Raw genomic sequence first — 24,866 nt, 5'->3', positions numbered from 1 at the left:
AATCAAGAAAAGAGTTTTCTAGATTTTTAAGGGAAAAACTGTGGCTATTTTTATGATCTCAAAAAAAAGGGCATTTAATTCAAGATGCAGGTGTTTAACCAGCAGTTGGTTCACCTGAGCTGACTATTTTTGCCGACCAAGTGATCATTTCCTGCCGATGATAAACCGTTATTCCTCCCGTTTTTTTGCCGCCCTCGCCCTGATGGCAGGTGTGCTCGTTTTACAATCCGTTCACGCACAGACCAAACCAGCCGCTGCCGGCTCGATTCTTCAGGGTCTTAAGAAGCTGAATGTCGTCGGAACGGTTTTGTACATTGCCGCCCACCCCGACGACGAAAACACGCAATTGCTGGCCTACCTGGCTAACGAGCGACTGGTACGCACCGGCTATCTGGCCCTGACGCGCGGGGATGGCGGTCAGAACCTGATTGGAACCGAGCAGGGCGAATACATTGGTATTATCCGTACGCAGGAATTGCTGGCCGCCCGGCGCATCGACGGTCCGGAGCAGTTTTTCAGCCGGGCCTACGATTTTGGTTTTTCCAAATCAACCGACGAAGCCGTCAAAACCTGGGGGCAGGAGCAGGTGCTGGGCGATGTGGTCTGGCTGATTCGAAAATACCGCCCCGATGTGATTATGACCCGGTTTCCGCCCGACAGCCGCGCGGGGCATGGGCACCACAGTGCCTCGGGCTACCTGGCCGAAGAGGCCTTTAAAATCGCCAATGATCCGGCCAAATACCCGGAGCAACTCAAATGGGTAAAACCGTGGCAGCCGAAGCGAATTTTCTGGAACGTGTTTATTCCCGGCGCTTTTATGAGCAACAAAAAACCGGATGAACCGGGCGTGATTACCGTCGAAACCGGCTTGTATAATCCGTTGCTGGGAAAATCGTACGGGGAAATTGCCGCCGAAAGCCGGAGCCAGCACAAAAGTCAGGGCTTTGGCGTTCCGGCCAGCCGGGGCGTCAAACTGGATTACCTGGCCCTGAAAGGGGGCGAACCGGCCCCCAACGATCCGTTCGACGGCATTGACCTGAGCTGGAAGCGCGTGGCAGGCAGCGGCAAAGTACAACAACTGATCAATCAGGCGATTGCGACCTTCAAACCGGAAAAACCGTCGGCATCGGTGCCGGTTTTGGTGCAGACTTACAAAGCACTAAATCAACTCGATACGGCCAACAGTTATGTGAAAACCAAGCGGCAGGAAGTCGAAACACTGATTCGGCAATGCATTGGGCTTTGGTTTGAAACGAATCCGACCGATTACGCTGCCGCCCCGGGCGAAGGCATCCGGGTGACGAGCAGCGTCGTGAACCGGGCCGATTTTCCGGTTAAATGGATCAGCATGCAGATGCCCGCTGTGGCAAAAGACACCGTGATCAACCTGGCGCTGAAGCCCAACGATTTAGGGGCCGTTACGACCACCGTGACCATACCGCCGAATCAACCCATTTCGCAACCCTACTGGCTGGAAAAACCGGTCAACAAGGGATTATTTCAGGTTACGGACCAGACGTTGATCGGCCGGCCCGAAAACCCGCCCGCTTTTGTGACGCGGTATACGTTCGAAATTGACAATCAGAAGTTTACGTTTGAAAGCCCGTGGGTCTACAAATCAACCGATCCGGTTGATGGGGAGGTGTATCGCCCGTTTGTAATCCAGCCGGCCGTAACCGCCAATCTGGCCGAACGGGTTTACGTTTTTGCCGACAATTCTCCCAAGCCGGTCGATGTGGTGTTGAAAGCGGGTCGCGCGAAAGTTTCCGGAACCCTCAAACTGGACGTGCCCGCGGGCTGGCGGGTCGAGCCGGCCCAATTGCCCTTTGAACTAATCGATAAAGCGCAGGAAATGCGGGTAACGTTCCGGGTTTTTCCGTCGGCTTCCTACAGCGAGGGCAAACTGCGGGCCCTGGTCAGTACGGCGGCTCCTGCAAAAACCGCCTACGCCAGCAGCCTCCGGATTGTCGCCTACAAGCACATTCCGACGCAGACCGTTTTTCCGGCGGCAGAGGCCAAACTGGTAAAGCTGGATATCAAGGTGAAAAGTAAAAATATCGGTTACATTGTCGGGGCGGGGGATGAGGTTCCGGCGGCTTTGCAGCAAATCGGCTGTCTGGTAACGCCCCTGGGGCCGCGTGAAATTGACGCCGGTTTGTCCGGTTTTGACGCCATTGTGGTTGGGGTACGGGCTTACAACACGGAGGACTGGCTACGGTTTTACCAACCCAAACTGATGGACTACGTAAAAAACGGCGGTACGATGATTGTCCAGTACGTGACCCCCGGCGGTTCATTCATTCAGAACGGGCTGAAAGTCAACCAGATCGGCCCGTATCCGTTCACGATCGGCCGGGATCGCGTTACGGAAGAAGAGGCTAAAATGACGTTTCTGAATCCGCAGCACCCCCTGCTGAACACCCCCAACCAGATAACGGATCAGGATTTCAATGGCTGGATTCAGGAGCGGGGAATTTATTTTGCGCAGGACTGGGACAAAGCGTATGTACCCTTGTTTTCGGCCCATGATGCCAACGAAGCCGAGAAAAAAGGAAGCTTGCTTTATTGCCAATTCGGAAAAGGCCATTTTATGTACACCGGCCTTGTTTTCTTCCGCGAACTGCCCGCCGGTGTGCCGGGGGCCTACCGCTTGTTTGCCAACATGATTTCGGTCGGTAAATAATGTGGCAAATCTGGATTGATACGGGCGGCACCTTTACGGACGGGATGGCGATTGATCCGGACGGTAACCTCCACCGGACCAAAGTTCTCAGCAGCAGTTGCCTGCGGGGGATCATGCGGTCTGGCAATGGGCTTGTTCTGGAGGCAAAATGGCTTCAGACCCCGATTTATAATGGCTACCGGCTGAAAGTCCTGGAAACCGGCGAGGAAGCCACGGTTTTGAATCTGGACAGCTCGGGTAAACTGGTATTGGATAAAGACATACGGGCCGAAACTCAAGGAACCGTTGAGTTATCGACGGGCGAAGAAGCCCCGGTTTTAGCCGCGCGTTTACTGACTCTTACACCGTTAGATCATGCATTTCCTCCCCTGGAAATGCGACTCGGCACCACCATAGGCACCAACGCCTTGCTGGAACGCAACGGGGGACGGGTGGCGCTTATCGTAACCGCCGGTTTTAAGGATTTACTCCCGATCGGTACCCAGCAACGTCCTGATCTTTTCCAACTGGCCATTCCGCCCGCCGAAATGCTTTTCGATTCAGTTTGGGAGCTGGACGAACGAATGGATGCGCGGGGGCAGGTCATCACCGCGGTTTCCGATGATAAAATTCAGGCGCTGGCCGAACTAATCAGGCCGACAAAGCCGGATATCGTTGCCGTTTCGTTATTGAATTCGTACCGAAATCCGGCGCATGAGCACCAGATAGGTGAAATCCTGCGGAAAGCCGGTTTTTCCGTGGTTCTTTCCACCGAAATATCCTCCTCGGTTCAGTATTTGCCCCGCACCCAAACCACGGTGGTCGATGCCTACCTGAGCCCGGTTTTATCGTCCTACCTTCAGAATTTGACCCGGCAGTTGGGCGACAATCCGGTGCGGGTGATGACCAGCGGGGGCGGGCTGGTGAAAGCGGAGCTGTATCAACCGAAAGATTGCCTGTTGAGTGGTCCGGCGGGGGGCGTTGTCGGGGCCGGACAGATCGCCCATGAACTGGGCATTCAACGAACCCTGACGCTTGACATGGGCGGCACCAGCACGGACGTAGCCCGCTACGATGGGCGGGTCGATTACCAGTTTACCACCCGAATCGGGCCATTTGAGTTGCAGTCGCCTTCGCTGGCGGTGGAAACCGTGGCCGCCGGGGGGGGCTCGGTCTGCTGGTTCGACGGGCAGCAGTTACGGGTGGGACCGCAGAGTGCGGGCGCTTCACCCGGACCGGCCTGCTACGGCGCGGGTGGACCACTGACCATCACGGATGTGAATTTGTTGCTGGGGCGTCTGCATCCGGCCTTGTTCGGCCTTCCCGTCGAGATGGAAAAAGCGCAGGAAGCCTTGCAGCGGGTTCGGGAACAGGTCGAATACAAAACCGGAAAAACCGTCGCGGTTGAGAGCCTGTTGCTTGGTTTTGAACGCATTGCCAACGAAACGATGGCGGGCGCGATCCGCAAGATCTCCGTCGCACGCGGTTTTGACCCGAAAAAATATGCCCTGCTGGTTTTCGGGGGGGCCGGCGGATTGCATGGCTGTGCGGTGGCGACTTTGCTGGGAATTCAAACGCTGGTGCTGCCCTTCGATGGCGGTCTGCTCAGCGCCTACGGAATCGGCCAGGCCCGAATTGAGCGGATGGCGGTTCGGCAGGTGCTGCAATCGCTCTCCGAATTTGGGCCAACATTGGCGGAATGTGTAAACGACCTGATCAAGACTGCAGCGGAGCAACTCCGTCAGGACGTGGGCAATTTGGCACTGACGGACGTACAGAACGTGTTGTTATTCATGCGGTTACGGGGACAGGAGACCAGCCTTGAAATACCGTATTCCCGAAACCATTCGGTGGAATCCTTGCCGGAGCTCTTTCGGGAGCGTTACCAGCAGCTTTATGGTCATTTCCCGGCCAACCGGAGCATCGAACTGGAAAGCGTTCACGTCATAGTCAGCAGCAGGCAGCCAGCTAGCCCGGTTTCTGAGTCAAATCGCAGTTCCCTTGCGGTGGAGCCGGTTTTTTCGGTTGGTAAAGTGCCGGTTTTTGAATGGACCAGGCTGCCGGAAGGGGCGGTTTTTAACGGTCCGGCTTTGTTGCTCAACACCACTTCATCCGGTTTTCTGGAAGCGGGCTGGCAGGTAACCATCGGAACGAACCGGAATGCCGTCGCCCGCTATATCGGGGAGCCACACACCGCCGAAAAACCCGTGCTGGAAGCCGCCCAGACCGAATTGTTTGCCCGGCGGTTTGTCGCCATTGCCGAAGAAATGGGTGCTCAACTCCAGCGAACGGCGTTTTCGGTAAACGTAAAAGAGCGGCTCGATTTTTCGTGCGCCCTGCTCAATTCAAAGGCCGAATTGCTGGTCAATGCTCCGCACATTCCGGTGCACCTGGGCAGTTTGGGCGTCTGTGCGCGGCTGGTGCTGGAGAAACTGCCGCTGGGTCCGGGCGACGTCATCATCACCAACCATCCCAAATACGGCGGTTCGCACCTTCCCGATGTCACTTTGCTCGCTGGCGTTTTTACGGAAACCGCTGACCTGATCGGCTATGTGATCAACCGCGCCCACCACGCCGAAATTGGCGGAAAAGTGCCCGGTTCGATGCCGCCCGATGCCACCAATCTGCTGGAGGAAGGCGTGGTGCTGGAACCGCAGTACATTGTGAAAAGCGGGCGGTTTTTGTGGGAAGATGTTCAGAAGCGGTTTGAAGACGCGGTTTTTCCGACCCGCGCCCTGGCCGAAAACCGGGCCGACATCGAGGCTGCGCTGGCCTCCCTGCGGGCGGGCGAAACCGCTTTTCAGGACCTGGTTCGGCAACACGGTTTTTCGACAGTTCAGCGCTACATGCAGCGCCTGCAACAGGCCGCTACCGATTCGTTGACTCCCATCCTGGCCCGGCACGACGGCCAGACGTTTTCGGCCCAGGAGTCCCTGGACGATGGGTCCCGGATTTGTGTTGAAATTGCGGTTAAAAATCAGCAGGTTATGTTTGATTTTTCGGGTACGTCACCGGTTCATCCCCGCAACCTCAACGCGAATGTATCGATTCTCAACAGCGCGGTTTTGTACGTGCTGCGGCTTTGGTGCGGGCAGGACGTTCCGCTCAATGAAGGGCTGATGGCTGCGGTTTCGCTCCAGTTGCCGGTTGGTTTCCTGAATCCAACGTTCTCCCACGATCCGGCCGAATGCCCGGCGGTGGTGGGCGGCAATACCGAAGTCAGTCAGCGGCTGGTCGATGCCCTGCTGAAAGCCCTGGGCTTGGCGGCCTGTAGCCAGGGAACGATGAACAACTTTTTGTTTGGAAAACCGGCGGAATCGGCCAATCCGTTTGGGTATTACGAAACCATTGGTGGAGGAACGGGCGCCGGACCCGGTTTTGACGGGCGTTCGGCAGTGCATCAGCACATGACCAACACCAAACTGACCGACCCGGAAGAACTGGAACGGCGGTATCCGGTGCGGTTGCATCGGTTTGCCATTCGCCCCGGTTCGGGCGGGGCGGGGGCGTGGCGCGGGGGCGACGGCATTGTCCGGGAAATCGAATTTCTGGAACCGGTTCAGGCAACCTTGCTGAGTCAACACCGGGTTGAGTCTCCGTATGGCCTAGAGGGCGGGGAACCGGGCCAAACCGGTCAGCAAACGTTAATCGACAAAACCGGTGCGGAAACTAAAATGCCCGGCATTTTCACTCGGGCCATGCAGCCGGGTGAACGAATCCGGATTGAAACGCCGGGGGGGGGCGGTTTTGGGCGCAGCGCACCCCCGGAACCGGAGAAGAAGGATAAGGATTAAATTCTTGAAAATCAGTTTTATGGGTCTGGAAATGAAAGCAGAGAATCTCATCGATCTGAGCCATGTTATTGAAAACGGCATGATTACCTACAAAGGCTTGCCGGCCCCGGTGATCTGCGACTATCTGAGTCGGGAAGATTCCAGAACCAAATACGCTGAAGGGACTGAGTTTCAGATCGGTAAAATCGAGATGGTGTCGAATACCGGGACTTACATCGATTGTCCGTTTCATCGCTACGCGGATGGTAAAGACTTATCCGAAACGCTGCTCCACCACTTTGTCGATCTGGAAGGCGTGCGGATCGACGCCCGCAACACGCTCGAAATTGGAATCGAATACTTCCAGAATCAGCCCGTTGCCGGAAAGGCGGTTTTGGTTTTTACCGACTGGTCGCGGCACTGGCGGACGGATTTGTATTATGAGAATCACCCATTTCTGACCGAAGAAGCCGCTAACTTCCTGGTTGATAGTGGGGCCAGATTGGTCGGAATCGATAGCCACAACATCGACGACACCCGCACGAATGCCAGACCGGTGCATACGGTTTTGCTCAAAGAGGAAATTCTGATCGTTGAACATTTGTGTAACCTGGATCACCTGCCCGCGAGCGGTTTTTGGTTTAATGCCGTTCCGCCCAAGTTCAAAGGGGTCGGTACCTTTCCAGTCCGGGCCTACGCCAAAGTTTTAGGAGCCAATGGATTGATTTTCTCTTAAATTGCTTCCCTTGAACCGGTGATTCACATTTCACACGTCTTAACTCTTCATCCATCAAAACGCTATCCTTTCGTTCCGGACTTGGCAGTATTTTATTCTGGTCCGTTATTTCGGCGGCTTTCATTGGTCCCGGTTCGGTCACGGCCTGCACGATGGCCGGGGCCCAGTATGGTCTGAGTCTGCTCTGGGTTTTGACCTTCGCGACCCTGGGAACGGTGTGGTTGCAGGAAGCGGCTTCGCGCATCACGATTGCCACCGGCCGGGATTTGGGCCAGACCATTGCCCTGACCAACCGGCAACGTGGCAACAAAACCGTGCCGTTGCTGCTATTTCTGGCGGTTTTTTTGGGGTGTGCCGCCTACCAGGCCGGAAACATGCTCGGGGCGGTTTCCGGCCTGGTGCTGCTCACGGGTTGGTCGGCCAAGTGGTTGACGCTGGGGATTGGGCTGCTTTGTCTGGTGCTGCTGGCCATCGGTTCGACCCAGTGGATTGCTAACTTTCTGGGAATCATCGTCTTTGTGATGGGTGGCGCCTTTGCCTACGTGGCCTTCGGAGCGTCTCCACCCACGGTTGACGTCCTGAAAGCGCTGGTCATTCCGTCGTATCCGGCGGGTTCGCTGTTGCTCATCAACAGCCTGATCGGCACGACCATTGTGCCGTACAATTTATTTTTCGGTTCGGGCATCACGCAGGGCCAGACCCTGTCCGAAATGCGGCTGGGCCTCTGGATTGCCGTGCTGCTGGGCGGGCTAATTTCGGTTGTGTTACTGATCGCCGGTTTACTGGTTACGGGCGGTTTTTCGTTTGTCAACATGGCTCAGGTGCTAAGCAACCGGGTCGGGGCGTGGGGGGGTGTTCTGTTTGCCGTTGGTTTGTTTGCCGCCGGTTTTGCTTCTTCGCTAACGGCCCCGCTGGCGGCAGCCGTGACGGCCCGGAGCTTGCTGGGTTGGTCGGCCCATTCCTGGAAATACCGCCTTATCCTGGTTCTGGTGATTGCCGTTGGGCTGGCCTTCGGGTTATCGGATTACAACCCGGTGACCATTATTGTGGTGGTTCAGGCCCTCAATGGCGTGTTGCTGCCCGTCGTTGCGGTTTTTCTGTTTCTGGCCGTCAACGACCGAAATCTGATTCCGGAAGCGTTTCGCAACTCGGTCTGGCAGAACCTGGCGATGCTGCTGGTGGTGGCCGTTTCCCTGCTTTTTGGCGGCTGGAACGTGTGGCTGGCCCTTCAGAATTTGTTTATGTAAACGGTTTATACCCATTTGGGGTCTTTTATCACAAAACCGATTGATATTGGTTTCAAAGAAGTGTATATTCGATCAACAAACAAATGATGGTATGAAAACGGGAAAAAATGTACTGATCGCGGTAGTTTGTTTTCTTACACTGGGTGGCCTCAGCAGTTGCGCCACCAAAGTCTACCAACTCAATCCGGTTTCGGGTGATGTTGCGCAAATTGATGGTCGCCCGACAACCAAAGCGGAACAAGACGGAATTGTGGTAGTGGCTTCGTACGAGCGGCTGGATTTGCAATATGTAGCCCTGGATATTGAAGTGAAAAATAAATCCGATCGCCCGTTTGTGGTCAATCCGGCGGATTTTGAGTATACGGCGCTGGACAATGACCAACGGACGGTTTTCATCACCACCAGTTCACCCCAAAAACCGCTCATGTTTTCGGCGGCTGATCCGGTGCGCGAAGCCGATCGGACGGTTTATAATCAGGAGCGCGAGGTGAAGCGGATAAAAACCGCTAAAGTCATTAATACGGTTTTGTTGGTAGCCGCCGTCGCCAGCGACGTTGCTAGTTCGTCCAACCGCACCAACCAGCGTTCCGAGCGTTGGGTGCAAAACCGCATCACGCACGACAATATTTACACGGCCATTCAGGCCAAGCGCATCATCGACCACGGTTTGTTCGCCGACCGGATGCAGCGGTACGATTACGAAACCTACCGCTGGAAAGAGCTGTGTTTAAAGCCGACCACGCTGCAACCCGGCGAATCCGTTCGGGGACTGGTGTATCTGCCCATGAGCCGCGATGCCAAACACATGCTGGTCAATTACCCGGTTTCGGACCATGAATCCGTGATGATGACGTTCCGGCAGGAGTGGGTGAAAGAGAAAAAACGGAAGAAATCGAATACACAAACTCTTTGACCGACAAGGGGATACGGTTGACCGGTGTGGGAATTTCGGCGTTGAAATCACAGGTAGGTGAAACGTTATTTGGGAAATTTTGGGCAATGGAATGGGCAGAATTTGTGGAATTCAACGCGTATTTTTTAAGTCGCTGACAACCAGGATTGCGTAAATATTCTCCGGCTAAATCGAAAGAAGCTCGCCCGAAAGCTTTATTTTTAGCTTAAGAATTCTTCCCGAAAACAAGAACCAATGCAATTTTCCCACCTCCACTGCCATACGCAATACTCGCTGCTCGACGGGCAGGCTGAGATCAAGAAGCTGATTAAGAAGGCCAAAGCCGATAACATGCCCGCCGTCGCCATCACCGACCACGGCAACATGTTCGGGGTGTTTGAGTTTGTGGCCGAAGCCGCCAAACAGGGCATCAAACCGGTGGTTGGCTGCGAGTTTTACGTGGTGGAAGATCACACCAAAAAGCAGTTTACCAAAGAACAGAAGGACATTCGCTACCACCAGCTGCTGCTGGCGAAGAATCCGACGGGTTATAAAAACCTGATTAAACTCTGCTCGCTGGGTTACATGGAGGGGTTATACGGGAAATACCCCCGCATCACCAAAGAATTGATCGACCAGCACAAGGAAGGTCTGATTGCGTCCACCTGCTGCATTGGAGCGTCGGTGCCGAAAACGATTCTGAAAAAAGGCGAGGAAGCCGGGGAGAAAGAGTTTCAGTGGTGGCTCGACCGGTTTGGCGAAGATTATTACGTCGAATTACAGCGCCACGAGATTCCCGACCAGATCAAGGTCAACGAAGTGCTCGTGCGGCTTGCCCGCAAATACAACGTGAAGATCATCGCGTCCAACGACTCCCATTATGTGGATCGGGAAGACTGGGTCGCGCACGATATTTTGCTGTGCGTCAACACGAACGAAAAGCTGAGTACGCCTTCCGAGAAGGAATTCAACGATGAAGAGGGTTTTAAAAAGGGAACCCGGTTTGCGTTTTTCAGCGACCAGTTTTACTTCAAAAATACCCAGGAGATGTCGACGCTCTTCCGGGATTTGCCGGAAGCCATTGACAACACCAACGAGATTGTCGATAAGATAGAAACGCTGAAGCTGAAGCGGGATATTCTGCTGCCGAACTTCGTGATTCCCGACGGTTTTGCCTCCCAGGACGATTACCTTGAATTTCTGACGTTTGAAGGCGCTAAGCAACGCTACCGGGTGTTGACGCCGGAAGCCGACGAACGGCTGCGGTTTGAGCTGGGTGTCATTCGCCAGATGGGCTTTGCCGGTTACTTCCTGATCGTTTCCGACTTCATCAAGGCCGGGCGCGACCTGGGCGTAATGGTGGGTCCGGGCCGGGGTTCGGCGGCTGGATCGGCGGTGGCCTATTGCATCGGCATCACCAACATCGACCCCATCAAGTACAACCTGCTGTTCGAGCGGTTTTTGAACCCCGACCGGAAGTCCATGCCCGATATTGATACGGATTTTGACGATGAAGGCCGCCAGAAGGTGATCGATTACGTGGTGAAGAAATACGGCAAGCAGCAGGTGGCCCAGATTGTTACTTACGGTACGATGGCGGCCAAATCGGCCATCAAGGACGTGGCCCGCGTGATGGAATTGCCGCTGCCGGAGTCGAACGCACTGGCGAAACTCGTGCCCGATAAACCAACTTACAACATGACCCTCAAAAAGATTTTTGAGGATTCGATTGATACGTTGGGGCAGATGATCCAGCCGGAGGAAGTCGAGAATGTGAAGCGAATGCGGCAGATCGAATCCGGAAACGATTTGCAGGCGAAAGTGCTGAAACAGGCCCGGAAGCTGGAAGGGAACATCCGGAATACGGGGATTCACGCGGCCGGGATCATCATTGCGCCGGAAGACCTCTCGAACATCGTGCCGGTTTCGACTTCCAAAGAATCGGACCTGATCATTACGCAGTACGAAGGGAAAGTCATTGAGGACGCAGGCGTTATCAAGATGGACTTCCTGGGTCTGCGAAACCTGACCATCATCAAGGAATGCCTGCGGCTCATCCGGCAAAACCACGGCGGTTTTTTCATCAACGGCGTTGAAACCGACATCGATGACATTCCGCTGGACGATGAGGACACCTATAAACTCTTCCAGCGCGGGGAAACGAACGCCATCTTCCAGTTCGAATCCGACGGGATGAAAAAGTACATGAAGGACCTCAAGCCCGACCGCTTCGAGGACCTGATTGCCATGAACGCCCTGTACCGGCCCGGCCCGATTGCTTACATTCCGAACTTTATCAACCGGAAGCATGGTCGGGAAGAGGTTAAGTATGATTTGCCCGAAATGGAAGAGTATCTGGCTGATACATACGGCATTACGGTGTACCAGGAACAGTTGATGCTGCTTTCGCAGAAGCTGGGCAATTTTACCAAAGGCGACGCTGACGTGCTGCGGAAGGCGATGGGGAAAAAAGACCGCGCCACGCTCGATAAAATGAAAGGCAAGTTTATCGATGGTTGCGCAGCTAATAAGTTGACTATCAAAACCTGCGAGAAGGTCTGGACCGACTGGGAAGCCTTTGCGTCCTACGCCTTCAACAAATCCCACTCGACCTGTTATGCCTTTGTGGCCTACCAGACGGCTTTCCTGAAAACGCATTACAAGTCGGAATACATGGCGGCTGTTTTGACGAGCTGCTTGGGCAACATTGAGAAAATTACCTTCTTTATGGAGGAATGTAAAGCCATTGGTATTCCGGTATTGGGGCCGGATGTGAACGAGTCGGAGCGGTTTTTCGGGGTCAACCAGAAAGGCGAAATCCGGTTTGGATTGGGTGCCATCAAGGGAACCGGCGATGCCGCCGTTGAATCCATCATTGAGGAGCGCAAAAAGGGCGGGCCGTACAAGGACGTGTTCGATTTTGTGATTCGGATTAACCTGCGGACGGTCAACAAGAAAACGCTTGAATCGCTGGCCTACGCCGGAGCGTTCGACAACATCGACGATTTTCACCGGGCGCAGTATTTCGATATTCCTGTGGGGGAGAACGGCGCGTTCATTGAAAAACTGACCAAATACGCCAACAACTACCACGCCGAGAAATCGGCTTCCCAGCAATCGCTGTTCGGTGGCATCGGTGGGGAGCCTTCGTTGCCGCGCCCGAAAGCGCCGATTGTTCCGCTCTGGGGTGAAATTGAACGGCTGAAATTTGAGAAAGATGTCGTTGGGTTTTACATTTCCGGCCACCCCCTGGATGAATTCCGGATTGAACTGGAAAGTTTTTGTACCTGTACGCTTGACCGGTTATTTGACGAAGTGAATCAGGGCAAGGAAATTACCGTGGGGGGCATCGTGACGAGCAAACAGCTTCGGCAATCGAAAAATGGCAACCCATTCGTGATTTTCAAGCTGGAAGATTACAATGGAACCGTCGAAATGAGTTTGTTCGGGGAAGATTACGTGCGGATGGGCAATTACATTGAAGAAGGGCTGTTTCTGCACGTGAAAGGAAAACTGCAAAACCGCTGGAACTCCGATACCTTTGAATTTCGCCCGAATTTCATCCAGTTGCTGACCGACGTGCGGACGAAATACAGCAAGGAGCTCTGCGTTCAACTGGATCTGAACTTGATTAACAACGAGTTTGTGACCCGGATTACGGATTTGATCAAAGGCTATCCGGGTTCGTGCAACCTGGTCCTTAAGGTGACCGACCAGGAAGATGGGATGAATGTCAGTATGCTGTCGCGGCCTTTTAAAATTACGCCCGTCAACGAATTACTCAAAGCCCTGGATGCCATGGACGGGGTGGACTACCGATTGAATTAATAACCGAACTAATGTTAGCATCCATTCTGACCAGCAATCTGGAATCAATCAGGAAAATTGCAATTCGACACCGCGTGAGAAGACTGTATGCATTTGGCTCCGCCTGTACAGATCATTTTTCACCAGAAAGCGATATTGATTTGTTGCTCAGTTTCGACCAAAACAAGATTGCAATCGAAGATTACGCCGATAATTACTTTGAACTAGCTGAAGAACTGGAAACCTTGTTGGGTCGGCCGGTTGAACTGGTTGAAGAGGCAACGCTCCAAAATCCGTATTTTATATATTCCGTAAACCGCATCAAAATCCCGATTCTGGAATGAGTGGATAGGTGCGTAAATCCCTGATTGATATAGTAATATCGATCGAATCAATCGACAGCTACCTGGCAGATAATCGCTCGTTCAACGTATATTAGAACAACAAAATGCTGCGAAGGGCAGTCGAACGCGAACTGGAAATTATTGGTGAAGCAACCAACAGTGCCCTTCGCTTGGCACCAACATTAGCGATATCCAATGCCAGTCGGATTGTGGATACGCGTAACCGGATTATTCATGCTTATGATGCCGTCAATGATACCGTTGTGTGGTCAATTGTCATTAAGCATCTTCCTGTTTTGAATGCTGAAATTGTTCAATTACTCAATGATTGGAATGAGCATACGGTTTGAACTTTTTTTTCGTCCAAAACATTGTACGTACAGATGAGTTCAAATAGATAAAATCGAGATACTAGTCATGGCAAAAGCAATTGAAATAACCGACGCTAACTTTGCAGAAATAATCAATTCGGATATTCCTGTGTTAGTGGATTTTTGGGCCGAATGGTGTGGACCCTGTAAGATGATCGGACCCGTTGTGGAACAACTGGCCGGTGAATACGAAGGCAAAGCCGTTGTGGCGAAAATGGACGTGGACATGAACGCGCAGGTTCCGGCCCAGTTCGGCATCCGCAGCATTCCGACGCTGATGGTGTTTAAAAACGGTAAAATGGTTGATAAAGTGATTGGTGCAGTTCCCAAAGCCGTTCTGGAGCAAAAATTGGTCGCGCAGTTGTAAGAACGGTTTACTCAACAAATGCAGGAAAGCCGGGCTGAAAAGCCGGGCTTTTTTGTTTTTATTTGGCGGTGATGTGGCAGGAAGGTGCCTAGGAAACTTGTCCGGTTTTGTCTTTTAATCTATCTTTCCGTACAACCGGATCCCTCCCAACCGATGAAACACGTTTTCCTGCTGCTTTTGTTGTTTGCCACTCTTTCAGGAATCGCTCAATCCTTTTCGACCGACGAAATTGCCCGCTGGCAAAAACGGGCAAAAGCCATCACCATTACCCGTGACACCTGGGACATCCCGCACATTTACGGAAAAACCGATGCCGACGTGGTTTTTGGACTTTTATACACCCAATGCGAAGATGATTTTGCGCGCGTGGAAGAGAATTACATCGACGCCATCGGTCGACTGGCCGAAGTGGAGGGCGAAGAGGCTTTGTACCACGACATTCGCGCCCGGCTTTTCATGGACACCACGCAGGCCATTGCCCTGTACAAAAAATCCCCGGGCTGGATGCGGGAGCTGATGGATGCTTTTGCCGATGGCACGAACTACTTTCTCCATACGCATCCGAACGTTAAACCGCGCTTGCTGACCCGGTTTCAGCCCTGGATGCCCCTGATGTTCAGCGAAGGCAGCATTGGTGGCAACATCAGCGTAATTTCTAAGGATCGGATCAAGGCGTTCTATACGAATTCGAAATGGTCGGCCGAACGGTACGATTTTGAAAAACACGAGCGGGAGCCCACGGGCTCGAACGGTTTTGCCATTGCGCCCTCCAAAACCGCCGGCAAAAATGCCATGCTGCTGATTAATCCGCACACGTCCTTCTATTTTCGGTCGGAGGTGCACATGGTTAGCAGAAAAGGGCTGAATGCGTACGGAGCCGTTACCTGGGGGCAATTTTTTGTGTATCAGGGTTTTAACGAAAATTGCGGCTGGATGCACACGTCCGGCAATGCCGATTCGGTGGACGAATACCTGGAAACGGTGGAGAAACGGGATGGAACCTATTATTACAAACACGGCAACGCGTGGAAACCCGTGCAGGCTGAGACCCTCAAATTTCCATACAAAACCGCCAGCGGTGTTCAATACCGGGAATTTACGCTGTACCGCACGCACCACGGCCCCGTGGCGGGTCAGGTGGGCGAAAAGTGGATCACCATCAGCATGATGAATGACCCGGTAAACGCCCTGGCCCAGTCGTATCGGCGGACGAAAGCGAAGGATTACGAGAGCTATAAAAAGGTTATGAAGCTGAACGGGAATGCGACCAACAACACGGTTTACGCCGACCGGAAAGGCACCATTGCGTATTGGCACGGTAATTTCATCCCGAAGCGAAATCCAAAATTCGACTGGAACAATCCCGTGGACGGTAGTGACCTGGAGACCGACTGGAAAGGGTTACACAGCATTGACGAAATTGTGCAGGTGAAAAACCCCGCTCCGGGCTGGATTCAGAATTGCAACTCAACGCCGTTTACGGTTTCGGGGGCCGATAGTCCAGACCGAGCCCGGTTTCCCGCATACATGGCGCCCGACGGCGAGAATTATCGGGGCATCAATGCCGTTCGGACCCTGAGTAAAAAATCCGATTTTACGCTGGATACTTTGATTGCTGCCGCCAACGATCCGCATTTGCCCGGTTTTGACGATTTGATTCCGGCGCTGGTGAAAGCCTACGAAACCGTCGGCAACCCGGCGGAAGCGCAACGCCAGTCCGTTGCCGAAGCCATTGCAATTCTGCGATTGTGGGACAGAACCTACGGCGTGAATTCGGTGGCGACGACCCTGGCAGTGCATTGGGGCGAGAAAATTCAGCGCCTGGCCCGAACCCGGTTTTCGCCCGATCAGCCGTTTGATTTCCAGACGTTTACGGTTTTTGTCATCGAAAAAACAACCGCAGCGGAAAAAGTGGCGCTGCTGGCGGAAGTGATTGAAGAGTTAAACCGGGATTTCGGAACCTGGAAAACCGCCTGGGGCGAAATCAACCGGTTTCAGCGATTGACCGGCAAAATTCAGGAGACTTTCGATGATACCAAGCCGAGCTTTCCGGTGGCATTTACACCCTCCACCTGGGGATCGCTGGCGTCATTCGGGGCACGAACCTACCCCAATACCAAAAAACGGTACGGGTACGTGGGCAACAGCTTCGTGGCCGTGGTCGAGTTTGGTGACCGCGTCAAGGCGCGCACGGTGGTCAACGGCGGACACAGCAGCGATCCGGCTTCTCCGCATTTCAACGACCAGGCTGCGTTGTTCAGTGCCGGGAAATTTAAAGAAATCTGGTTTTACCCCGAAGAGGTCCAGCAACATGCCGCCAAAACCTATCAGCCTGGCCAATAAGGAGCAGGAACGCGACTGGGGCATTGCCCGATTACACAAAGTAATCCCATGAGAACGGATGAATCCTAAAAAACCGCCCGAAGCATTCATTCCGCATTCGCATCATCGCCCGCCAGAATGGAGCTGTAGACCAGTCGGATTTCACTGTACGAAACCGCATCACCCAGACCGGTTTTGGCTTCCGTCAGGGTTTTGGGCATATGTTTTTCTAAATAGGCCCGAATCGTCTTCGCTTTTTCGGCCGGCATCAACTCGTGAACGGCGATCTGGCCGGTGCTGACGAATTGGACCAGGTGTCCTTCCACCGTTGAAGCCGTAATGTTTCGCTCCTGCGCAATCTCGGCTACGGTTTTTCCCTCCCGAAACAGCGCTAAACTCAGGTTGGGTGAAGGCGTTTTTGGCGGTTTTTCCTTCGCAGCAGGCGTTGGCGCTGCCACTTTGGTTGGCGCTTGATCCTCCGAATGGGCTTGAATAATGGCCAGTACCTCATCGCCAATCATTTTGACTTTTGTTTTACCAAAACCCTTGACGGTCAGCAACTCTTCCGGTGTCAGTGGACGAATGCGGGTCAGTTCCAGAATGGTTTTTCGGGGCAGGATCATGTAGCCTTCGGTATCGTTTTCGCCCGCCAGATCGTCGCGCCATTTTTCCAGAGCTTTATACAAACCGGAAGGATTTTTTCCGCCGTTTTCGGCCGATTCGCCGGTTTTGCGGTTTTCTTTTTTCCGACTGAATTGGAATTCCAATTCGGCATGATTGCGGATTTTCAAGTACGACAGCGCTTCAAAACCGGTCAGGCCCGTTTCAAAGCACCGCAGTTTTACGAACAGCTCTTTGCCGAGTTCATCCGCGGTTTCGCGCACCGCATCCCTGACCTGCTTGTTATCCGTTTCCGTCGGGCAACTTTCCAGCGACGGAATCAACTCGCTGCCGATCAATTCTTTGTAGTAGGCGCTGGCCTTTTTGACCCGCTCCTGCAAACGCTGATTTTCTTCGGGCAGTAAACTTTCGGCAAAATAGGAGAGGAGCTGCTGCCGAAACCGCTGGTTAACTTCCTGGCCTTTTTCGCGAAAAACCGTGTGGATTTGCCTCAGAGTCGGTTCGAGTCCTTCGTCGAGACTGGCGGAATGTTCGCCCACCAGCCGCCGGTACTTGTTGAGCAGGTAGTCGATTCGGTCAAAGGAAAACAGATCCAGCACCAACGATTCCTGATTCTGCTGTTTTGAATGCCACAGTTCCTGCTCGTCGGGCGTTTGCTGTTGTACCTGTTCGTGAAATGCTTCAAGCAAAAGCTCGGTTTTGATGCTGTGGGACGGAATCGGTTCCCGCAAGACCAAACCATCCAGCGTTTTGCACCGGCTTAGGGCAACGTAAACCTGACCGTGGGCGAAAGCCGACGCGGCATCAATGATGGCTTTTTCGAACGTCAGCCCCTGGCTTTTGTGGATGGTAATGGCCCAGGCCAGTTTCAGGGGATACTGCACAAATTTGCCGATCGGTTCCTCCTTGATTTCGTTGGTTTGCGGGTCCAGCGAATAGCGAACGTTCACCCATTCCATCGGACTGACGGCCAGCGTGTCCAGGTCGTTGGGGCATTTAACATAAATTACATCGTCGTCAATGTCGGTGATTTGCCCGATTTTGCCGTTGTAAAACAGTTTATCGCGGGACAGATCGTTCTTGTTAAACATCACCTGTGCGCCCACTTTCAGCTCCAGACTGGCTTCCGTAGGATAAGCGTGTGCCGGAAACTCCCCTTCAATCGTGGCTTCGAACGTGTGCAGTCTGGCGCTCAGCGACTGAAGTTTCTGACTGTTGATTTGCAGGGCGGCCTGGTTGTGGGTTGATAAGGTAATGTACCCGTCTTCGTCGTCGGGCGCAAAATGAGGGATGTGCCGCTGGTTTAAGGTGTCCAGTTGGGCGCGCGTAATCCGTTTTTCCCGTACGCTGTTCAGGATCTCAATAAACCGCTGGTCGGCCTGTCGGTAAATATGGTCCAGCTCAATGGAAATGTACGTTGTTTTTTGGAGCGCCTGGCTACCGAAAAAATACCCGGTTTCGTACTGCGATCTCAGCAAGGCCCAGTCTTCATCCCGGATGATCGGCGGCAATTGCTGCATGTCCCCAATCAACAACAACTGCACTCCGCCGAAGGGCTCGGGGCGGTGGCGAAACCGGCGCAAAACCGCATCGATTCCGTCGAGCACGTCGGCGCGCACCATACTGATTTCGTCCACAATCAGAAGGTCGAGCGTCCGGAGCAGATTGATTTTCTCCCGGGTAAATTTCCGGGTTTCCCGGTTGAGGGCACCCGGCACCAGCGGCCCGAACGGCAGCTGAAACAGGGAGTGAATCGTAACCCCACCGGCATTGATGGCGGCTACACCCGTCGGCGCAACCACCGCCAGCCGCTTGGAAGATTGGTGTTTGACCTGATGAAGAAACGTTGTTTTACCCGTTCCGGCTTTTCCCGTCAGAAACACATTCCGGTTGGTATGCAGAATGAAGTCGTGAGCCAGTTGAAGCTTTTCGTTAACAAGGGTGGACATAGCAGAAACAATGAGTATACAAGAATCCGTAATTGGATACGGTTTTTTTGGCAATTCCGTTCGATTTGGAAAAACAAATCAAGATACGAAAAGAAACGGTCGTGAGCCAGATGAATCTGCAAGCGCATGAACCCGAACCGTTGCATAAAGCAATGCCGAAAAGTGTTTCCTTAATTTGTACGAACGATTACCCATCCGAATTTTGCCGACAATAGGACGTACGGCTGGTCTCTTCCGAGCCTGGTGAACGACTTGAGTTGCGCGTGTAAATCGGAGTGATTTAGCTATAAATCTGGATCGCCAGCAAGAAGAAAGTTTTCGGAATGAACCGTGCTTGCTGATCGAAAAAAGAATAAAAAGGATGTCACAAATGCTGGCAGCAGGAGTGAAGGAGGTTGCGGTTTTTGACCAATACCGGTTTTCCATTATCGAATGAATTAAAGACACCGGTTAATTGGTTGTCTTTTAAAATAAAAATAATTCAACACCACTGCGTGAGAACTCTACTGCCTTCGAATCATTAATAAAATAAATATAAATTTTGACTGCTTTACGCATATGCGGATAAACTCTGTTATCTTTACTCATCAGATGATATGATGACTACAGAAATTGTTCAAATCAAGCGCGAAAGTCTGGCGGATGTGGTGGTCAATAAACTGCAACAGCAAATTTTGTCGGGCCGTTATTCCATTGGGGCAAAGCTGCCTTCCGAGCCTGAACTGATGCAGCAATTGGGGGTCGGGCGCTCCACGATTCGGGAAGCCATTCGGATTCTGGCCAACAAAGGGCTGATTCGGGTTCAGCAGGGACTGGGGACCTTTGTGCAGGCTCAGCAGAACAGCGTTGAGCCGTTTCACCAAAGCCTTTCGCGGGCCGAGGGCGATGAAGTAAACGAAGTGCGGCAATTGCTGGAACTGAAAATTGCCGAAAAAGCCGCCCTCAACCGGACGCAGGAAGACATCGAGGTGATGACGGTTTTTCTGAAAAAACGCCACGAAGCTGCTCTGCGAAATAAGCCGGAAGCCTGCATTGAAGCCGACATTCAGTTTCACATCCGGCTGGCAATGGCGTCCAAAAATGAGGTGCTGGCGGATTTGTACAAAATTATTGCTGACAAAATGAAGAAATCCTTTATGGAGGTTTTCATTACGACCGAAACCTTGCTCAGCAAACAAAGTATGCACACTTCATTGCTGCAAAGTGTAGCCGACCGCGATCCTAAAAAAGCCTGGTACTGGGCGGCCAAGATCACGGGACAAATTCAGTAGCCCGTTGCCTGCCCCGTAATCGAACCCATTAAAAACCGGATATCACGTTATGGAATTAATCCGTTCAGCCTTGCGCAAACCCATTACTGTTCTGGTGCTGGTAGCGGGGCTATTTTACTTTGGAGTGGGTGCGGTCCGCACCATTAAGATCGATATTTTCCCGAATCTGGATTTGCCGGTTATTTACATTTCCCACCCCTTTGGCGGGTTCACGCCCAACCAGATGGAGTCTTTTTTCGGCAAGCAATATGTCAATCTCCTCTTGTATGTTTCGGGGGTGAAAAGCATCGAAACCCGAAATATTCAGGGTCTTACGCTCATCAAATTATCGTTTTACGAAGGGACGAACATGGCCCAGGCGGCTGCTGAAGTGTCGTCGTATACCAACCGGGCGCAGGCCATTTTTCCGCCCGGATCGCAGCCACCGTTCATTTTACGGTTTGATGCCTCGACGCTACCGGTCGGGCAATTGGTGTTGAGTAGCCCCATTCGAACGAATAACGAGTTGCAGGACATGGCCAACGTCTATGTACGGGCCGGTTTTAGTTCTATTCCCGGGCTGGTTGCCCCCGCGCCGTTTGGTGGAAACTCGCGGACGATTGTTATCAAAGCCGATCCCGCGCTGCTGCGTTCGCACAACCTCACACCCGATCAACTGGTGGCGGCTTTGCGGGTCAATAATCAGGCTACTCCGGCGGGAAATGTGCGGGTGGGGGATTTGAATTATTTTACCCCGGCCAATACGACGATTAAAAATGTCAAAGATTTTGAAAACATCCCGATTTATACCGGTTCGGTGCAGAATTTGTACCTGCGGGATGTTGCTAAAGTGGAAGATGGCGCCGACATTACGTCGGGCTACGTGTTGGTGAACGGCCGGCGGTCCGTGTATTTGCCGATCACCAAATCAGCCGATGCCTCGACCTGGGAAGTGGTTCAGAATCTGAAAAAAGAGTTGCCCCGGTTTCAGTCGTTACTACCCGAAGATGTTAAGTTGTCGTACGAATTTGACCAGTCGGTTTATGTCATCAATTCGGTCGAAAGTCTGATCACCGAAGGAGTCATTGGGGCGATTTTGACCGGTCTGATGGTCCTGCTTTTTCTGGGTGATCCACGCGGGGCCCTAATCGTAATTATCACCATCCCGATCTGTATCATTTCCGGCGTTTTATTTCTATCGTTATTCGGCCAGACCATCAACATTATGACGTTGAGCGGTCTGTCGCTGGCGATCGGTATTCTGGTGGATGAATCAACGGTTACGATTGAAAATATTCACCAGCATTTCGATATGGGCAAACCGAAAGCCCTCGCGATCTGGGACGCCTGTAAAGAAATCGCGTTTTCAAAACTTCTGATTTTATTCTGTATTCTGGCGGTTTTTGCCCCGGCTTTTACGATGAAGGGCATTCCGGGGGCGCTGTTTTTACCGCTCTCCCTGGCCATTGCCTTCTCCATGATTACGTCCTATATCATGGCGCAGACCCTGGTGCCGGTTTTGGCCAACTGGTTGATGAAAAGCCACGCCCACAAAGCCAGTGGCAAAGCGTCGAAACCCGAAATAGTAACTCATAAATCCGGAGAATTAAACGGAAACGGCGCAAGTTCCAACGGCAAATCAGTAAATGGGAAAACACCGGTAGTCAGCCACGCTGACCTGAACAACGACGGAAAGATCGGGGTATTCGAGCGGCTACGGATTGCGTTTATTCAGTTTATTGAGTGGACCATTCCGCATAAAAAGCTGATTACCCTCGGGTATTTCGTCGTGGCCATCGGCAGCACGGTTTTGTTCCTGACGATGATCGGCCGGGATGTACTGCCGCGGGTCAATGGCGGTCAGTTTCAGGTCAGACTGCGGGCTCCGGACGGAACCCGCCTGGAAAAAACCGAAACCACGATGGTAAAGGCTATTGACGTTTTGCACCAGTTGGTCGGGAAAGAAAACGTCGACATTACCTCGGCAATGGTGGGGATGCATGGCTCCCAATTTTCGACCAGCCCGATTTATCTGTTCATGGCGGGGCCGCACGAAGGGGTTCTCCAGGTGAGTTTAAAACACGGTTTTGATGCCGACCTGGATCAACTAAAAGATCAATACCGGAACAAAATGAAGGCGGCACTGCCGAACATAAAACTCTCGTTTGAACCGATTGAATTGACCGATAAGATTTTGAGTCAGGGTTCGCCGACGCCCGTTGAAGTAAAGGTAATTGGCAAGAATAAACCACAGAATGAGGAGTACGCCAACAAGGTCATTGCCAAATTAAAACAGATTCCGTATCTGCGCGATGTGCAGGTTGGTCAGGCGGTTAATTATCCGGCCATTTCCATTGAGATTGACCGGGTGCGGGCGGCCCAGTTGGGAACGGATGTATCGGCGATTTCACGTTCCTTGACGGCGTCAACGTCGTCGTCCCGGTTTACGGAAAAAAGCGTCTGGATTGATCCCAAAAGTGCCCAGATGTACAGCGTTCAGGTTCAGATTCCCGAAAACCAGATGAAGAACATCAGTGACCTTGGGGAAATTCCGGTGTTACCCAACAGCAACCGGCCGGTTTTGAGCGACGTGGCGACCATAAAAAAGGAAAGAACTTACGGCGAAAACGACAACATTGGCGCGGTGCCGGTTTTGTCGGTTACCGCCAACCTGAACGATATGGATCTGGGTACGGCTACCAATGACGTGAAAAAGGCCATTGCTGATCTGGGCGAACTGCCGCGCGGTTTGACCATCGAAACCCGGGGTCTTACGCAGGTGTTGACCGAAACGCTGGATAGCCTGCAAACCGGTTTGTTAACGGCCATTATCGTGATTTTCTTGATGCTGGCCGCTAATTTCCAGTCATTTAAAGTTTCCCTTGTGGTGCTCTGTACGGTTCCGGCGGTTTTGGCGGGATCGCTGGCGCTCCTGCTGCTGACGGGATCGACGCTGAATCTGCAATCGTACATGGGCATGATCATGTCGGTGGGGGTGTCCATTTCCAATGCGGTTTTGCTGGTGACCAACGCCGAACAACTGCGGATGAAAAACCACAACGCCCTGTTGGCGGCCAAGGAATCGGCTTCGTTGCGGTTGCGGCCCATTCTGATGACCAGCGTGGCGATGGTGGTCGGGATGTTACCGATGGCCCTGGGCTTCGGCGAGGGCGGATCGCAAACCGCCCCGCTCGGCCGCGCCGTGATTGGTGGGCTGATCGCTTCCACGTTTGCCGCTCTGCACATTTTGCCCCTTGTTTTTGCCTGGGTGCAGGGCAGTGCATCGGTACAGTCGGTTTCGTTAGACCCTGAGGATAAAGAAAGTAAACATTATATATCCGGCGTATATGAATCAGTTAATTAAGAATCCCTTACTACAGTCTGTTGGTATCGGTTTTTTGCTCGTTGCGGTGCTGAATAGTTGTCACTCTTCAGAGGGGAAAACCGAAACCGCTGCCGTTGCGGAAGAGCCCGAACCGACTGAAGTATTTGCGCTTCAAAAAGGAACGTTGTCGTCGAATTTGCAGATTCCCGGTGAACTGGTGGCCTTCCGCGATGTGGATATTTACGCCCGGGTGACCGGTTTTATCAAATCCATTCACGCCGACGTGGGCACGGAAGTGAAAGAAGGTCAGCTATTGGCATTGGCCGAAGCGCCCGAACTGAACGCCCAGCTGTCGGCCGCCGAATCGCGGCTGAAGTCGCAGGAAGCCCTCTACATTGCCAGCAAATCCAACTACGACCGGTACCTGGACGCGGCCAAAACACCCGGAACCGTGGCCCAGTCGATGATTGAGCAAACGCTGGCCAAGAAACAATCCGATTTTGCGCAACTGGAAGCGGCCAAAGCGGCCTACCGCGAAGTAGCCGACATGCGGAAATACCTCGAAATCCGGGCCCCGTTCAGCGGCATCATCAGTTTGCGGAATGTGAGCACCGGCGCCTACGTTGGCCCGTCGGGCAAAGGCTCGGAACTGCCGCTTTTTGTCCTGGCCGAGCAGAAACGCTTGCGGCTGGTGGTAGCCGTTCCGGAAGCGTACACCGGGTATGTGGATCAGAATGATGACGTCAGTTTTACGGTAAAAGCCTTTCCGGACAAAAAATTCAGTGGTAAAGTGAAACGGTTGGCCGGATCGCTGGACAAACGGCTGCGTTCCGAACGAACCGAAGTGGACGTAACGAACAGCGACCGGAAGCTGTTGCCGGGCATGATTGCCGAGGTGACCATTCCGCTGCCAACCAAAAATACGACGTTTGTAGTGCCCAAATCAGCCATCATCAATTCCTCAGTTGGCGTTTTTGTCGTGAAGGTGGTCAACCGGAAAGCGGAATGGGTACCCATTCAGAAAGGGCTGGAAGATGGCGACAAGGTCGAGGTATTTGGCGAGGTGAAAGAGGGCGATCAGATCATGACCACGGCAACGGAAGAAGTGCGTAATGGGTCGCCCGTTCGCGCCGTGAAACTGTCTTCGTAAAGTTGTACGCGCTGAGTGGAAGTGCCGATCTCAAACAGCCCAAATTACTT

Annotated in this window: 14 protein-coding genes; 13 read left to right on the top strand and 1 reads right to left on the bottom strand. The window is 52.9% G+C overall.

The window, feature by feature from the left end:
* Positions 1-157 precede the first annotated feature (157 nt).
* From ACYVHX_RS25785 to ACYVHX_RS25740, 10 genes are all read left to right on the top strand, one after another.
* The gene (locus ACYVHX_RS25785; RefSeq protein WP_460674575.1) at positions 158-2,683 is read left to right on the top strand and encodes a PIG-L family deacetylase; all 2,526 of its coding nucleotides are present in this window, start codon (positions 158-160) and stop codon (positions 2,681-2,683) included.
* Positions 2,683-6,456 (top strand): hydantoinase B/oxoprolinase family protein, encoded by a 3,774-nt coding sequence (locus ACYVHX_RS25780; protein ID WP_460674574.1) that lies wholly within the window; start codon positions 2,683-2,685, stop codon positions 6,454-6,456. Before ACYVHX_RS25785 ends, ACYVHX_RS25780 begins: the two co-directional genes overlap by 1 nt.
* Before the next feature lie 31 nt (positions 6,457-6,487).
* The gene (locus ACYVHX_RS25775) at positions 6,488-7,171 is read left to right on the top strand and encodes a cyclase family protein (protein WP_460674573.1); all 684 of its coding nucleotides are present in this window, start codon (positions 6,488-6,490) and stop codon (positions 7,169-7,171) included.
* Between the two features lie 152 nt (positions 7,172-7,323).
* The gene (locus ACYVHX_RS25770; protein WP_460674572.1) at positions 7,324-8,418 is read left to right on the top strand and encodes an NRAMP family divalent metal transporter; all 1,095 of its coding nucleotides are present in this window, start codon (positions 7,324-7,326) and stop codon (positions 8,416-8,418) included.
* A 91-nt stretch (positions 8,419-8,509) separates the two neighbouring features.
* Positions 8,510-9,331, top strand: a complete 822-nt coding sequence (locus ACYVHX_RS25765; protein WP_460674571.1) for a hypothetical protein — start codon at positions 8,510-8,512, stop codon at positions 9,329-9,331.
* Positions 9,332-9,565: 234 nt separating this feature from the next.
* Positions 9,566-13,138: a DNA polymerase III subunit alpha gene (gene dnaE / locus ACYVHX_RS25760; RefSeq protein ID WP_460674570.1), complete on the top strand. Its 3,573-nt coding sequence runs from the start codon at positions 9,566-9,568 to the stop codon at positions 13,136-13,138.
* 11 nt (positions 13,139-13,149) lie between these two features.
* Positions 13,150-13,461, top strand: a complete 312-nt coding sequence (locus tag ACYVHX_RS25755) for a nucleotidyltransferase family protein (protein WP_460674569.1) — start codon at positions 13,150-13,152, stop codon at positions 13,459-13,461.
* Between the two features lie 104 nt (positions 13,462-13,565).
* The gene (locus ACYVHX_RS25750) at positions 13,566-13,811 is read left to right on the top strand and encodes a HepT-like ribonuclease domain-containing protein (RefSeq protein WP_460674568.1); all 246 of its coding nucleotides are present in this window, start codon (positions 13,566-13,568) and stop codon (positions 13,809-13,811) included.
* 67 nt (positions 13,812-13,878) lie between these two features.
* A complete protein-coding gene (gene trxA, locus ACYVHX_RS25745) occupies positions 13,879-14,199 on the top strand; it encodes a thioredoxin (protein ID WP_111628139.1) in 321 nt (106 codons plus the stop codon).
* A 153-nt stretch (positions 14,200-14,352) separates the two neighbouring features.
* Positions 14,353-16,542, top strand: coding sequence for a penicillin acylase family protein (locus ACYVHX_RS25740; protein WP_460674567.1), 2,190 nt, complete (start codon positions 14,353-14,355; stop codon positions 16,540-16,542).
* Between the two features lie 86 nt (positions 16,543-16,628).
* Here ACYVHX_RS25740 and ACYVHX_RS25735 read toward each other — a convergent pair whose 3' ends face one another.
* On the bottom strand, positions 16,629-19,091 hold the full coding sequence (locus ACYVHX_RS25735; RefSeq protein WP_460674566.1) for a helix-turn-helix domain-containing protein: 2,463 nt from the start codon (positions 19,089-19,091) through the stop codon (positions 16,629-16,631).
* A gap of 596 nt (positions 19,092-19,687) precedes the next feature.
* Between ACYVHX_RS25735 and ACYVHX_RS25730 the strand changes: the two genes are divergently transcribed.
* Genes ACYVHX_RS25730 through ACYVHX_RS25720 form a run of 3 tightly spaced genes read left to right on the top strand, consistent with a single transcriptional unit; the run spans position 19,688 to position 24,816 of the window.
* Positions 19,688-20,362, top strand: a complete 675-nt coding sequence (locus tag ACYVHX_RS25730) for a FadR/GntR family transcriptional regulator (protein WP_460674565.1) — start codon at positions 19,688-19,690, stop codon at positions 20,360-20,362.
* Positions 20,363-20,411: 49 nt separating this feature from the next.
* Positions 20,412-23,705 (top strand): efflux RND transporter permease subunit, encoded by a 3,294-nt coding sequence (locus ACYVHX_RS25725; protein ID WP_460674564.1) that lies wholly within the window; start codon positions 20,412-20,414, stop codon positions 23,703-23,705.
* Positions 23,689-24,816: an efflux RND transporter periplasmic adaptor subunit gene (locus ACYVHX_RS25720; protein ID WP_460674563.1), complete on the top strand. Its 1,128-nt coding sequence runs from the start codon at positions 23,689-23,691 to the stop codon at positions 24,814-24,816. Before ACYVHX_RS25725 ends, ACYVHX_RS25720 begins: the two co-directional genes overlap by 17 nt.
* Positions 24,817-24,866 lie beyond the last annotated feature (50 nt).

Source organism: Larkinella ripae (genome assembly GCF_054780775.1).
The sequence above is the reverse complement of the archived record's forward strand: the minus strand, read 5'-3'. Positions and strand labels throughout refer to the sequence as shown.

What these genes read in the sequence shown, in the direction of transcription:
- ACYVHX_RS25755 (WP_460674569.1), top strand. Translation starts at nt 13,150, where the DNA reads ATGTTAGCATCCATTCTGACCAGCAATCTGGAATCAATCAGGAAAATT.
- ACYVHX_RS25740 (WP_460674567.1), top strand. Translation starts at nt 14,353, where the DNA reads ATGAAACACGTTTTCCTGCTGCTTTTGTTGTTTGCCACTCTTTCAGGA.
- ACYVHX_RS25735 (WP_460674566.1), bottom strand. Translation starts at nt 19,091, where the DNA reads ATGTCCACCCTTGTTAACGAAAAGCTTCAACTGGCTCACGACTTCATT.
- ACYVHX_RS25780 (WP_460674574.1), top strand. Translation starts at nt 2,683, where the DNA reads ATGTGGCAAATCTGGATTGATACGGGCGGCACCTTTACGGACGGGATG.
- ACYVHX_RS25775 (WP_460674573.1), top strand. Translation starts at nt 6,488, where the DNA reads ATGAAAGCAGAGAATCTCATCGATCTGAGCCATGTTATTGAAAACGGC.
- ACYVHX_RS25750 (WP_460674568.1), top strand. Translation starts at nt 13,566, where the DNA reads ATGCTGCGAAGGGCAGTCGAACGCGAACTGGAAATTATTGGTGAAGCA.
- ACYVHX_RS25730 (WP_460674565.1), top strand. Translation starts at nt 19,688, where the DNA reads ATGATGACTACAGAAATTGTTCAAATCAAGCGCGAAAGTCTGGCGGAT.
- ACYVHX_RS25770 (WP_460674572.1), top strand. Translation starts at nt 7,324, where the DNA reads ATGGCCGGGGCCCAGTATGGTCTGAGTCTGCTCTGGGTTTTGACCTTC.
- ACYVHX_RS25720 (WP_460674563.1), top strand. Translation starts at nt 23,689, where the DNA reads ATGAATCAGTTAATTAAGAATCCCTTACTACAGTCTGTTGGTATCGGT.
- ACYVHX_RS25785 (WP_460674575.1), top strand. Translation starts at nt 158, where the DNA reads ATGATAAACCGTTATTCCTCCCGTTTTTTTGCCGCCCTCGCCCTGATG.
- ACYVHX_RS25765 (WP_460674571.1), top strand. Translation starts at nt 8,510, where the DNA reads ATGAAAACGGGAAAAAATGTACTGATCGCGGTAGTTTGTTTTCTTACA.
- dnaE (WP_460674570.1), top strand. Translation starts at nt 9,566, where the DNA reads ATGCAATTTTCCCACCTCCACTGCCATACGCAATACTCGCTGCTCGAC.
- trxA (WP_111628139.1), top strand. Translation starts at nt 13,879, where the DNA reads ATGGCAAAAGCAATTGAAATAACCGACGCTAACTTTGCAGAAATAATC.
- ACYVHX_RS25725 (WP_460674564.1), top strand. Translation starts at nt 20,412, where the DNA reads ATGGAATTAATCCGTTCAGCCTTGCGCAAACCCATTACTGTTCTGGTG.